The organism is Stenotrophomonas sp. STEN083, from assembly GCF_056759195.1.
Genome location: NZ_JBRRCU010000095.1, coordinates 1 through 12,649 on the forward strand (window position 1 = coordinate 1; position 12,649 = coordinate 12,649).

Genomic DNA, 12,649 nt, shown 5'->3' on the forward strand with positions numbered 1-12,649 from the left:
AGGTTTGGCTGCCCCCACCGCGGCCTCTCCCCCCAGCCGGTGAGCAATCCCTCCTCCCTCCTCCGCGGGCCCGGGCGGCCCCCCCCCACTACATGGCTTTCTGGCACAGGTTTTGCAGCTTCCCCGGCAACGTTCCGTGGGAGGTTCCACATGGCCAACCTGTTTTCCAACTATCTCGGCATCCACGCCCAGGCGATGCCGCTGCGCGAGCAGCGCATGAAGCTGATCGCCAGCAACCTGAGCAATGCCGACACGCCCGGCTACAAGGCCCGCGATCTCGATTTTGATGCCGCCCTGCGCAATGCCCAGGGTGCGACCAGCGGCAATGGCCTGCTGACCGCCACGGCCGAACAGCACTACGCCATCGGTGGTGCGAACGGGCTCAACCCGTTCCAGATCCTGCGCGAAGGCGCCCAGCCCAGCCTCGACGGCAACACCGTCGACCCGGATACCGAGCGCGCGGCTTATGGCCGCGCCGCATTGGAGTACCGCGCCTCGTTGAGCTTCGTCGAGTCCAAGGTGAAGACCATGCTCACCGCCATCACTGGCCAATAAGGAAGCGTGCAATGAGCAACCTGCCTATCTTTGATATTGCCGGCTCGGCCTTGCAGGCGCAGTCGGTGCGCATGAGCACCATTGCCTCCAACCTGTCCAATGCCGATTCGATCGCTGGGTCGCCACAGGCGGTCTATAAGCCGCTGGAACCGATCTTCCAGGCCGTTACCAGCCGCAATGATCCCAATCTGACCGGCGTGCAGGTCAAGGAAATCGCGCAGAGCGATGCGCCGCCGATCAAGCGCTACCAGCCCAATCATCCGCTGGCCGATGGCGAGGGCTATGTGTACTCGCCCGACGTTGATCCGGTCGCGCAGATGGTCAACCTCATCTCCACCTCGCGCAATTACCAGGCCGGCGTGGAAATGCTCAGCACCGCCAAGGAACTTGCCCTGGCCACGCTGACGATGGGCCGCTGAGCCCACTCCCCCAGGAATCTGCCGACATGAGCACCAGCGTCAACTCCGATCTCTACAAATCGCTCGGCCTCACTGCGCCGAACACCACGCCTACCAGCAGGAACAAAGGCTCGCTCGATCAGGCCGATTTCCTGAAGCTGATGACTACCCAGCTGCAGCATCAGGACCCGACCAAGCCCATGGACAACAGCCAAATGGTTGCGCAGATGGCGCAGCTGTCCACGGTGCAGGGCATCAGTGATCTGAACACCTCGGTGAAGGGCTTCCAACAGTCCATGGCCAGCGACCAGGTACTGCGCGGCGCGGCACTGGTTGGCCACAACGTGATGGTGCCCGCGACAAAGCTCGCCCTGGAGGCAGAAGGCGGCACCAGCGGCACGGTTGTGCCGCAGTCGGCCGGCTCAATCACCGTCGATATCACCGATGCCAACGGCCTGAAGGTCAATCAGTTGACCGTTCCGGCCAACGCTGCCGGCGAGGTCGCCTTCCAATGGGATGGCACAAATGCCGATGGCAAGCGCATGCCGGCCGGCAGCTATACCGTCACCGCCACCCACACCGATAGCGCCGGCGTACAGAGCAAGCTGGACACCTTCGCCGAGGCGGAAGTTGAGAGCGTAACGGTGGGCTCCGATGGCCTGTATCTGAACCTCAAGGGGCTGGGCGCTGCCCCGCTCGACTACGTGCTCCGCGTCAGCTGAGCCCCCTCTTCGATTTCCCAGGAGTATCGCCATGGGCTTCAATGTCTCACTGTCGGGCATCAACGCGGCCAACGCGGATCTGAATGTCACCGCCAACAACGTCGCCAACGTCAACACCACCGGCTTCAAGGAATCGCGCGCCGAGTTCGCCGATCTGTTCAATGCAACCAGCTATGGACTGTCGCGCAACGCGATGGGCTCCGGCGCACGCCTGAGCAACGTTGCGCAGCAGTTTTCGCAGGGCAATATCAGCCAGACCGGGCGCAGCCTGGACCTGGCCGTGGCCGGCGAAGGCTTCTTCACCCTGAACATGAACGGCGCGCGCGTGTACTCGCGCGCAGGCAACTTCCAGACCGACAACAACGGCTATGTGGTCAATCCACAGGGCGCACGCCTGCAGGTGTTCGCACCCAATGCCGACGGCACCCGCTTTGATGGCCAGCTGACCGATCTGCAGTTGCTCAATACCGACAGCCCGCCCAAGCCGAGCACCCTGGTCAACATGGCGTTCACCCTGCCCGGCAATGCACCGGCGCCGACGGTGACGCCGTTCGACCCGGCCGATTCCAATACCTACAACCACTCCACCGGTGGCATCACCGTGTACGACTCGCTGGGTGTCAGCCATACCCAGACCTCGTATTTCGTGAAGACCGGCACCGCCAATGAGTGGCAGGTCCACAACTATGTGGATGGCCAGCCCGCCGGCGCACCAACCCTGCTGCAGTTCTCCAACGCCGGCGCCTTGGTCAGCCCAGCCAACGGCGACATCACCTTGGCTCCGTTCACGCCAAGCACCGGCGCCGGCGTGGTCAACCTGACATTGAATGTCGCAGGCTCTACCCAGTACGGCGAGAAGTTCGCGGTCCGCGATACCCGCCAGGATGGCTACGCTGCCGGCAAGCTCAATGAGATCAGCATCTCCGAGCAGGGCGTGGTCTATGCACGCTACTCCAATGGCGACGACAAGCCGCTGGGCCAGGTCGCGTTGAGCACGTTCAACAATGCGCAGGGGCTGCAGAACCAGGGCAACAGCCTGTGGGTGGAGACCTTCTCTTCCGGCAACCCGCGCGTCGGTGCGCCTGACTCTTCGGATTTCGGCCAGGTCCAGGCCGGTGCACTGGAAGCCTCGACGGTGGACCTCACCGAGCAGCTGGTCAACATGATTGTCGCCCAGCGCAACTTCCAGGCCAATTCGCAGATGCTTTCGACGCAGGACCAGGTCACCCAGGCCATCATCAACATCAGGTAAGGCAAGGAGCGGGTATCAGCCAGTACGTGTCTGATACCCGCTTGAAGCTCGCAGCTTTCTGCGCCCGTCCAACTTCAATCTCAACACGCGAACCACAGCCCCATGGACAAAGCCCTCTACGTTGCGATGACCGGTGCCCGCGCCTCGCTGCAGGCACAGGCCACGGTGTCACACAACCTGGCCAACTCGGATACGCCAGGCTTCAAGGAAGCGCTGGCCAATACCGAAGCGTTCCGCATCCAGGGGCCAGGGTTTCCGTCGCGGGTGGATGCCGTGCATGTCGATGCCGGTTTCAACCGTCGCGTTGGTGCACAACAGATCACCGGCAACTCGCTGGATCTATCGTTGCAGCCAGGCAGTTGGCTTGCCGTGCAATCAACCGACGGCAGCGAGGCCTATACCCGCAGCGGCGCCTTGTCATTGACGCCGAACGGTCAGCTGGTAACCGCCGAAGGCAATGCGGTTCTGGATGACAACGGCAACCCGATCGCGGTGCCGCCGCACCAGGCCATGGAGATCGGTCATGACGGCACCTTGTCAATCATCCCGCTGGGCGAAGGCCCACAGACGATGGCGATGATTGGCCGCCTGCGCGTGGTTGATGCACCCAATGAACAGTTGGAGCGCCGCCTGGATGGATTGATGCGCAACACCGATCCACAACAGCCTTTCGCCCAGCGCCAAGGCAAGGCGCTGGACAGCGGCATGCTGGAATCCAGCAATGTTGATGCAGCCGGCGCGCTGGTGCAGATGATCCAGCTGCAACGCCAGTTTGAAATGCAGGTCAAGGTAATCAAGCACGGCGACGAGAACGCGCGCAGTGCCAACAGCTTGTTGCGCCTCAACGGCTGATAGAACCACGCCAGCGCGCATGCAGTGCGCCTGCCCTGGCTTTTGGTCGGGCCAGCGCTGTGAACGGTGGGTTACCCGTTTCCGGCGAGATCCCATTGATCCTCCACATCTTCACAGCCTCCCGGCGCGCACTGTTCCGGCGCGCATGGCTCGACGTCGCAAACCAAGCTTGGTCGCAGCCGTAGGCCATCGTATGGCCGATGTGCTCAGCGCCGACATTCCGACACCGGTTTTGGCACAGCCCATGCATTGACAGTACCAAGGGCCAATCGGCCGGTATCCGTCACCAAGGAATTGCACCATGAATCAGGCATTGTGGGTCGCCAAGACCGGCTTGGATGCGCAACAGACACGTATGTCGGTTGTCTCCAACAACCTGGCCAACACCAATACCACCGGATTCAAGCGTGATCGCGCCAGCTTCGAAGACCTGTTGTATCAACAGGTGCGTCAGCCCGGCGGTTCGTCCTCGGCACAGACGCAGCTGCCCACCGGCCTGCAGCTTGGTACCGGTGTGCGCGTTGTCGCTACCTCCAAACACTTCGAACAGGGCAGCCAACAGCAGACCGGGCGCGCACTGGATGTAATGGCCAATGGCCGAGGCTTCTTCGAAGTGATGATGCCCGACGGCAGCTCGGCGTATACGCGCGACGGCAGCTTCCAGATCAATGCGCAGGGCGAACTGGTAACCAACAGCGGCTACCCGGTGCAGCCCGGCATCCAGATTCCGGAAGGTGCGCAGTCGATGACGATCGGCACCGACGGCACCATCAGCGTGAAGATGGCTGGCGAAGCCGCCTCGGTTGAAATCGGGTCCTTGACGCTCACCGACTTCATCAATCCCGCCGGCCTGCAGGCCAAGGGCGAGAACCTGTACCTGGAAACCACCGCATCCGGCCCGGCCCAGAACGGCACGCCCGGCCTCAACGGGTTGGGCACGGTCGTGCAGGGTGCGCTGGAAGGCAGCAACGTCAACGTGGTCGAAGAGCTGGTGTCGATGATCGAGACCCAGCGCGCCTACGAAATGAACGCCAAGGCCATCTCCACCACCGACTCGATGCTCGGCTACCTCAACAACAACGTCTGATTGGTCGCCAAGGGATACCGTCATGAGCAGCACCCCACTCCTGCGCCACCTGTCCATCGCCTTGAGCGCTGCCTTGATCGGCGGCTGCACCTTGGCCGGCGACGTGCGCCCGTATGCGCCGATGGCACCGATCCAGCCCATCGTGGTGCAGGCCGCAGCGCCGACCGCTGGCGCGATCTACGCCGCCGGCCCGGGCCTGAATCTGTATGGCGATCGGCGCGCGCGTGATGTCGGTGACCTGCTGACCATCACCCTGGTCGAGAACACCATGGCCACCACTACCGCCAGCACCGCGATCAGCAAGAAGTCCGATATCGATGTTGGTACACCAACCTTGTTTGGCGCACCGGTCACACTGGGTGGAAAGGACATCCTGGGCGCGTCAGCATCGTCCGAACGTGACTTCGCTGGCAAAGGCAACAGCGCGCAGAGCAATCGCCTGCAGGGCAGTGTCACTGTCACCGTGATCCAGCGCCTGCCTAACGGCAACCTGGTGGTGCAAGGCCAGAAGAACCTGCGACTGAACCAGGGCGATGAACTGGTGCAGATCCAGGGCGTGGTGCGTGCTGCGGACATCAACCCGGACAACACCATTTCTTCCAGCAAGGTTGCCGATGCACGTATCGCCTATGGCGGTCGCGGCGCGGTGGCGCAGTCCAATGCGATGGGCTGGCTGGGCCGCTTCTTCAACTCAGCGTTCGCGCTGTTCTGAGCACTGCGATGAAGACTTTCTCTTTCATGCGTCCTCTTGCCCTGGCGGCACTGGCCTTGGCAGCCGCCCTGCCCGCTCAGGCTGAGCGGATCAAGGACCTGGCCCAGGTCGGCGGCGTGCGCGGCAATGCGCTGGTCGGCTACGGCCTGGTGGTTGGCCTGGATGGCAGCGGCGATCGCACCAGCCAGGCACCGTTCACCGTGCAGAGTTTGAAAAACCTGCTCGGTGAACTTGGCGTCAATGTTCCGGCAAACGTCAATCCGCAGCTGAAGAATGTCGCTGCGGTCGCCATCCACGCTGAACTGCCGCCGTTTGCCAAGCCTGGCCAGACCATCGACATAACGGTGTCCTCCATCGGCAATGCCGTCTCGCTGCGCGGCGGAGCGCTGCTGATGGCGCCCTTGAAGGGCATTGACGGCCAGGTGTATGCCATTGCCCAGGGCAATCTGGTGGTGGGCGGCTTCGGCGCACAGGGCAAGGACGGCTCGCGCGTCTCGGTGAATATCCCCAGCGCTGGCCGCATTCCCAATGGCGCCACCGTTGAACGTGCCCTGCCTGATGTGTTCTCCGCTGGCGGCGATATCACCTTGAATCTGCACCAGAACGATTTCACCACCGTCTCGCGGATGGTCAATGCACTCAATGCCACGTTCGGTGAAGGTGCGGCGCGTGCGGTTGATGGCGGCACGGTTTCGGTGCAGACACCGACCGACCCCGGTGCGCGCATCGGCATGCTGGCGCGTATCGAGAACGTCGAGCTCTCGCCAGGCACTGCGCCTGCGCGCATCGTGGTCAATTCGCGTACCGGCACCGTGGTCATCGGCTCGCAGGTGCGTGTCTCCCCAGCGGCGATCTCGCACGGTTCCTTGACGGTGACCGTCAGCGAATCGACCCAGGTCAGCCAGCCCAACGCGTTTGCTGGCGGCCAGACGGTTGCCACGCCGCAGTCCACCATTACCGCCAGCAACGAAGGCAGCCGCATGTTCCGCTTTGACGGCGGCGCGACCTTGGACGAGATCGTACGTGCGGTCAACGAGGTCGGGGCTGCACCGGGCGACCTGATCGCAATACTGGAAGCACTCAAGCAGGCCGGCGCGCTGACCGCCGACCTTGAGGTGATCTGACATGCGTATCGCCGCGCCCTCGCTGGAACTGAATCCTGCCATCGCCAATGATCCGGCGAAGATCGACAAAGTTGCACGCCAGCTGGAAGGCCAGTTTGCGCAGATACTGGTCAAGAGCATGCGCGATGCGAGCTTTGGCGATTCGCTGTTCCCCGGCGAGAACCAGATGTTCCGCGAGATGTACGATCAACGCATTGCCGAGGCGATGACGCGTGGTCGTGGGCTCGGCTTGTCGGCCATGATCGCGCGTCAATTGGGCGGTGCGGAGGGCGCAGCAACGGCACCGGTAGATCCCAGCATCAAGCCTGCCGCGGCTGCACGCGCCTATCAATTGACCGCACCCGCAACCACCGGCCTGCCTTTGAATTCAGCACCGGCAATCGGCGAGGACCCGTTGTCATCGCTGAACATCGGCGATCAATCCACTTATATGGCGCCGCAGGCGCAGGCCTTGGATTTGATTGCCGGCCGCGACAGCAGCAGCTTCCACGCTTCACTGAACAACGCCAACCCGTATCAGGACAACTCACCGGCTGCGCTATCGAGCGATTGGGCGATGAGCAACGATCGCTGGAGCAATGTCTCGGCGGCGCAGCGCGGGGACGCAGTCGATACCGCGACCGCCAACGTCGCCGCCGACAAGCTCGGCAAGCACACCCCCGAGGGCTTCGTTGCCAGCATCTGGCCGCACGCCGAACGTGCCGCACGCGAGCTCGGCGTCGATCCGCGCGCACTGGTCGCCCAGGCTGCACTGGAAACCGGCTGGGGCAAGCGTCATATCAAACGCGACAACGGTGACAGCAGCCACAACCTGTTCGGCATCAAGGCCACCGGCTGGAGTGGCGAACGGGCCACCACCGGCACCCACGAATACGTCAACGGCCAGCGTCGCAACGAGACCGCCAGTTTCCGTGCTTATGGCTCGATGGCGGAGAGCTTTGGCGACTACGTACGCATGTTGAAGACCAGCCCCCGCTACCAGGCCGCACTCAGCGCCGGCAGCGATGTGCGCAGCTTCGCCCAAGGGCTGCAACGTGCCGGATATGCCACCGATCCGGCTTACGCGGCCAAGATCGCCGCCATTGCCGCTGGTCCCACCATCGAGCGCGCCGTCGCCGCCATCGGCGATGCCGGTGCGCGACTGGGCCAGACCTTTGCCAGCAACGCCGGTTTTGCCGGCATCACCCGTCGTTGAGATAGCCGTCCATGTCAAATGTTCTTTCCACTGGCACCAGCGCGCTGATTGCCTTCCAACGGGCGCTGGCCACCGTCAGCCACAACGTTGCCAACATCAAGACTGACGGCTACAGCCGGCAGAAAGTGGATTTCGCCACCCGCGAACCCAGCGACGTGGGCTATGGCAACGTCGGCAACGGCACCAAGATCACCGATATCCGCCGCGTGGCCGATCAGCTGGCGATTTCGCGCCTGCTGGACAGCAATGGCGAGCTGGCGCGACTGCAGCAGCTGTCCGGCATGGCCGACCGGGTTGATGCCTTGTTCTCCGACCCGGCGACCAACATCAGTGGCGTGTGGTCCAATTTCTTTGACGCTGTCAATGGCTTGGCGTCCAACACTGCCGGCACCGCCGACCGCCGCGATGTACTCGACAATGCCAGCACCCTGGTCAGCCGCTTCAAACAACTCAACAGCAGCCTCGACAGTTTGAACAGCGAGGTCAACAACGGTTTGATCTCTGCTGCAAACGAGGTAAACCGGCTTGCATCGGAGATCGCGCAGATCAACGGCGCCATCGGCAGCAATGCCGCTGCTGCTGCGCCGGATCTGTTGGACCGCCGCGACCAGCTGATCTCCAAGCTGGTTGGCTACACCGGCGGCACCGCGGTGATACAGGACGGCGGCGTGATGAACGTCTACTCCGCCGGCGGCCAGGCACTGGTCGTTGGCACCACCGCCTCCCAGATCACTACCGCCGCTGATCCGTATCAACCCGAGCGCCTCCAGCTTGCGATCAAGACCCAGGGCATGACGGTTACCTTGGACGGCAAAGCGCTGGGAGGCCAGATCGGCGGCATGCTGGAATTCCGCGAGACCGTACTGGATCCGGCGCAAGCCGAGCTGGGCCGGATCGCGGTTGGCATGGCGCAATCCTTCAATGAGTCCCACGCCGAAGGCATGGACCTGTACGGCGACATGGGTGGAGATTTCTTCAACCTCGGTACACCGAAGATCTCGGCGCATAGCGGCAACAACGGCGGCGCCAGCCTCACCGCCAGTTATGGCGACCTGAGCGCGTTGGACGGACAGAACCTGCTACTGAAATTTGACGGCAGCACGTGGCAGGCGAGTCGCGCCGATAGCGGCGTCGCGGTACCGATGACGGGCACCGGAACTGGAGCCGATCCGTTCGTCATCAATGGCGTTCAGTTCGTGGTCGGCGGCAGCCCAGCGGCCAACGACCGTTTCCTGCTGCAACCGACCGCTGCCGCAACCAATGAGCTCTCGGTGGCAATCACCGACCCGTCGCGTATCGCCGCCGCCAACCCGATAAAAGGTGCGGCCGCACTGAGCAATACCGGGACCGGCAAGCTTGGCAATCTGGATGTTGTGAATGCGGGCGAGCCTGCCCTGCTCAATCCGGCGGTGATCAGCTTCGTCGATGCAAACAACTACACCATCGATGGCGCCGGCCCCTACCCCTACACCCCCGGCCAGGCCATCAGCGCCAATGGCTGGAGCGTTGTGCTTGACGGCAAGCCAGCCGCTGGCGATCGCTTCGACATCACCAAGACCGCGCCGGGTTCCAGTGACAACGGCAATGCCAAGCGCTTGGCCGATGTCGAGGATGCCAAGGCGTTCAATGGCGGAACCGTCACCTTGAACGGCGCATTGGGTGGGCTGACCACCCAGATCGGCTCAGCAGCACGCTCCGCTGACTACTCGCTGCAGGCGCAGCAGGTCATCAACGACAACGCCAAGGCATCACGGGATTCGATCTCCGGCGTCAACCTTGATGAGGAAGCGGCGGACATGCTCCGGTTGCAGCAGGCCTACCAGGCTGCGTCGCAGCTGATTTCCACCGCCGACACCATGTTCCAGACGATCCTGAAGGCGGTGGGCTGATGAGTACCCGTATCTCCAGCAACATGATGTACGACCAGTCGGTCGCGCTGATGCTGTCCAAGCAGAGCAAGATGAATCACCTTGAACAGCAGCTGGCAACCGGCAAGAAAATCGTCACTGCCAAGGATGATCCAGTCGCGTCAGGCACCGCCGTGGGCATGGACCGCGTCCTGGCTGAACTTGAACAACTGGGCAAGAACGCCAACGCCGTGCAGAACCGCCTCGGCCTGCAGGAGAACGTGCTGGCACAGGCTGGAGAAATGTTGACGCGGGTGTCGGACTTGACTGTCCAGGCCAACAGCCCGGCACTGTCGGCGGAGGACCGCAAAGCAGTGGCCAGCGAGCTGAAGTCCATCAAGGACTCGTTGCTGGCCCTCGCCAACACCACCGATGGCAGTGGCCGCTATCTGTTCGGTGGCGCTGCCGATGCCAGCGCGCCATTCTCGTTGAGCAACGGCACGGTGACCTACAACGGCGACCAGACCCAACGCCAGGTCGAAGTGTCGCCAGGTACCTTCGTGAAAGACGCGCTGCCTGGCAGTGAGATCTTCATGCGCATCCGTACCGGCGACGGCACGGTGGATGGGCGTGCTGCCGCCAGCAACACCGGTCAGGCAGTGCTCACCGATGTCGGCCGCGACGGCTCCGGTGGTTGGGCAGGCGAGAGCTACACGCTTCGCTTCACCGCAGCAGATACCTACGAAGTGGTGGATGCAAGCAACACCATTGTGGCCACCGGCACCCACTTCAGCGGCGAAGACATCGTGTTCGAGGGGCTGCGCATGCGCATCGACGGCACCCCGGCGGCGGGCGACACGTTCACTGCGGCTACCGCTGAAACCCGTGACGTATTCAGCAGCATCGACCAGTTGGTGCAGACGTTGCAGATGGACACGTCCACGCCGGCGGCAAGGGCAGCCCAGCAGAACGCACTGCAGGCCAGCATCCGCGATGTTCGCCAGGCATCCAACAGCATGATCGATACGCGTGCTGCAGGTGGCGCTCAGCTCGCTGCAATCGACAACGCTGATTCACTGCGCGAAGCCAACACCGTCACGCTCAAGAGTTCGCTCTCGCAGATGCGTGACCTCAACTACGCCGAAGCAATCGGGCAGTACAAGCTCGAAGGCGCGGCGCTGCAAGCGGCACAGACCATCTTCACCCAGATGCAGTCGATGTCGCTGTTCAACATGATTCGCTGATTCACATCTACGGCAGCACATCTGCCAGTCCACAACGCAAAGCACCGAGCACAACGGAGACGTACCCATGGCACAGATCATCAACACCAACATCATGTCGCTGAACGCTCAGCGGAATTTGAACACCAGCGGTTCCAGCCTGGCTACCTCGATCCAGCGCCTGTCCTCGGGCCTGCGTATCAACAGCGCCAAGGACGACGCCGCCGGCCTGGCAATTTCCGAGCGCTTCAGCACCCAGATCCGCGGCATGGACCAGGCCGCGCGCAATGCCAACGATGGCATTTCCTTGTCGCAGACTGCTGAAGGCGCCCTGGGCGAAATCAGCAACAACCTGCAGCGCATCCGTGAGCTGGCAGTGCAGTCGCGCAATGCGACCAACTCGCCTTCCGACCGCGCCGCACTGGATGCCGAAGTTCAGCTGCTGAAGGCCGAAATCCAGCGCGTCGCCGAGCAGACAAACTTCAACGGCACTGCCTTGCTGGATGGCAGCTTCCAGAACCAGGCGTTCCAGGTGGGTGCCGATCAGGGCCAGGTGATCAACATCGCGCAGATCGCCAACGCCAACATCAAGGAACTGGGCAACTGGAACCGCGTGGATACACCGGCCTCGGCAGCAGCTGTCGCCGCTGACGGTGGTTACATCCCAGGCACTCCCACTCCAGGCACAAGCACCTTGAGCTTGGCAGGTGTGGCTGATCCGGCTGCTGCGCTTTCCTTCCAGATTGGCGGCACCACCATCAACGTGGCACAGGATGCAGCACGTACCACCGCCGCCGGTTTGGCTACCGCGGTCAACACTGCAATCGGCACCAACATCGCAGGGCTTACCGCCAGCGTCAGCGGCACCGATATCGGCCTGAGCAACACCAATGCCACACCGATCACCATTTCCGGTGGTCTCACCGGCACAGTCGGCGCCCAGACCGAAGTCGGCGGCACCCCGGCCAGCTTCACTGCCGGCAACTTCACCCTGACCGGCAGCAAGGGCACCGCAACCATCAGCTTCAGCGCAGCCGGTGGCGCCTCACAGCGCGCCAGCGATCTGGTGAAGGCCGTCAACAACCAGAGTTACAACACCGGTGTCACCGCCTCGCTGGATGCCAGCGGCAATCTGCAGTTGGCTTCGGCGTCGGGCCAGTTCACCATTGCTGGCGGCGCATCGTTGACCGCACAGACTGGCCTGACGGCAGATACGACGACCGACTGGGCAGCCGGCGCGGCCGAAACCGGTTTCGCGGATCTGGACGTGCTCTCGGCCACGGGTGCAGACAATGCCCTCAACGCCATCGACGCTGCGCTGCAGTCGATCAACTCCTCGCGTGCGGATCTGGGTGCGGTGCAGAACCGCTTCACCTCGACCATCGCCAACCTCAACACCTCCTCGGAGAACCTGTCGGCCGCACGCAGCCGCATCCGCGATGCCGACTACGCCAAGGAAACCGCAGAGCTGACCCGCACGCAGATCCTGCAGCAGGCGGGCACCGCAATGCTGGCCCAGGCCAACCAGTCGCCGCAGAACGTGTTGAGCCTGCTGAAGTAAGCAAACGCAGCTGTAGTGCCGAGCCATGCTCGGCAAAGGCTTCATCTGTAGTGGCCCGCCCAAAAGGGGGGCGCGCGGACCCCCGCAGCGACCACCCCCCCAAGCGCGCCGCAAAAAAATT

12 protein-coding genes are annotated in these 12,649 nt (G+C 62.9%); all 12 read left to right on the forward strand.

Features of this window, described 5'->3' with window-relative positions; all coding sequences use genetic code 11:
- Positions 1-150: 150 nt before the first annotated feature.
- The 12 genes from flgB (at position 151) to ACVOK8_RS18425 (ending at position 12,528) form a co-directional block, all read left to right on the forward strand.
- Entirely contained in the window at positions 151-555 is a 405-nt protein-coding gene (gene flgB / locus ACVOK8_RS18370; RefSeq protein ID WP_481510530.1) for a flagellar basal body rod protein FlgB, read from the forward strand.
- 11 nt (positions 556-566) lie between these two features.
- Positions 567-974, forward strand: a complete 408-nt coding sequence (flgC, locus tag ACVOK8_RS18375) for a flagellar basal body rod protein FlgC (protein WP_481568084.1) — start codon at positions 567-569, stop codon at positions 972-974.
- Positions 975-1,000: 26 nt separating this feature from the next.
- Positions 1,001-1,675 carry a flagellar hook capping FlgD N-terminal domain-containing protein gene (locus tag ACVOK8_RS18380; protein ID WP_481568085.1) on the forward strand — a complete coding sequence of 225 codons (675 nt, stop codon included), beginning with the start codon at positions 1,001-1,003 and terminating at the stop codon, positions 1,673-1,675.
- 31 nt (positions 1,676-1,706) lie between these two features.
- Positions 1,707-2,927, forward strand: a complete 1,221-nt coding sequence (flgE, locus tag ACVOK8_RS18385; protein ID WP_481568086.1) for a flagellar hook protein FlgE — start codon at positions 1,707-1,709, stop codon at positions 2,925-2,927.
- A gap of 102 nt (positions 2,928-3,029) precedes the next feature.
- Positions 3,030-3,779 (forward strand): flagellar basal body rod protein FlgF, encoded by a 750-nt coding sequence (locus tag ACVOK8_RS18390; protein WP_481568087.1) that lies wholly within the window; start codon positions 3,030-3,032, stop codon positions 3,777-3,779.
- 301 nt (positions 3,780-4,080) lie between these two features.
- On the forward strand, positions 4,081-4,866 hold the full coding sequence (gene flgG / locus ACVOK8_RS18395; protein ID WP_057628083.1) for a flagellar basal-body rod protein FlgG: 786 nt from the start codon (positions 4,081-4,083) through the stop codon (positions 4,864-4,866).
- 22 nt (positions 4,867-4,888) lie between these two features.
- Complete coding sequence (gene flgH / locus ACVOK8_RS18400) at positions 4,889-5,578, forward strand: flagellar basal body L-ring protein FlgH (protein ID WP_481568088.1); 690 nt, start codon at positions 4,889-4,891, stop codon at positions 5,576-5,578.
- A gap of 8 nt (positions 5,579-5,586) precedes the next feature.
- On the forward strand, positions 5,587-6,702 hold the full coding sequence (locus ACVOK8_RS18405) for a flagellar basal body P-ring protein FlgI (protein WP_481568089.1): 1,116 nt from the start codon (positions 5,587-5,589) through the stop codon (positions 6,700-6,702).
- A 1-nt stretch (position 6,703) separates the two neighbouring features.
- Positions 6,704-7,897, forward strand: coding sequence for a flagellar assembly peptidoglycan hydrolase FlgJ (gene flgJ / locus ACVOK8_RS18410; RefSeq protein WP_481568090.1), 1,194 nt, complete (start codon positions 6,704-6,706; stop codon positions 7,895-7,897).
- A gap of 11 nt (positions 7,898-7,908) precedes the next feature.
- Positions 7,909-9,786, forward strand: coding sequence for a flagellar hook-associated protein FlgK (gene flgK / locus ACVOK8_RS18415; protein ID WP_481568091.1), 1,878 nt, complete (start codon positions 7,909-7,911; stop codon positions 9,784-9,786).
- Positions 9,786-10,988 carry a flagellar hook-associated protein FlgL gene (gene flgL, locus ACVOK8_RS18420; protein ID WP_481568092.1) on the forward strand — a complete coding sequence of 401 codons (1,203 nt, stop codon included), beginning with the start codon at positions 9,786-9,788 and terminating at the stop codon, positions 10,986-10,988. Before flgK ends, flgL begins: the two co-directional genes overlap by 1 nt.
- 67 nt (positions 10,989-11,055) lie before the next feature.
- Positions 11,056-12,528, forward strand: coding sequence for a flagellin (locus ACVOK8_RS18425; RefSeq protein ID WP_481568093.1), 1,473 nt, complete (start codon positions 11,056-11,058; stop codon positions 12,526-12,528).
- Positions 12,529-12,649 lie beyond the last annotated feature (121 nt).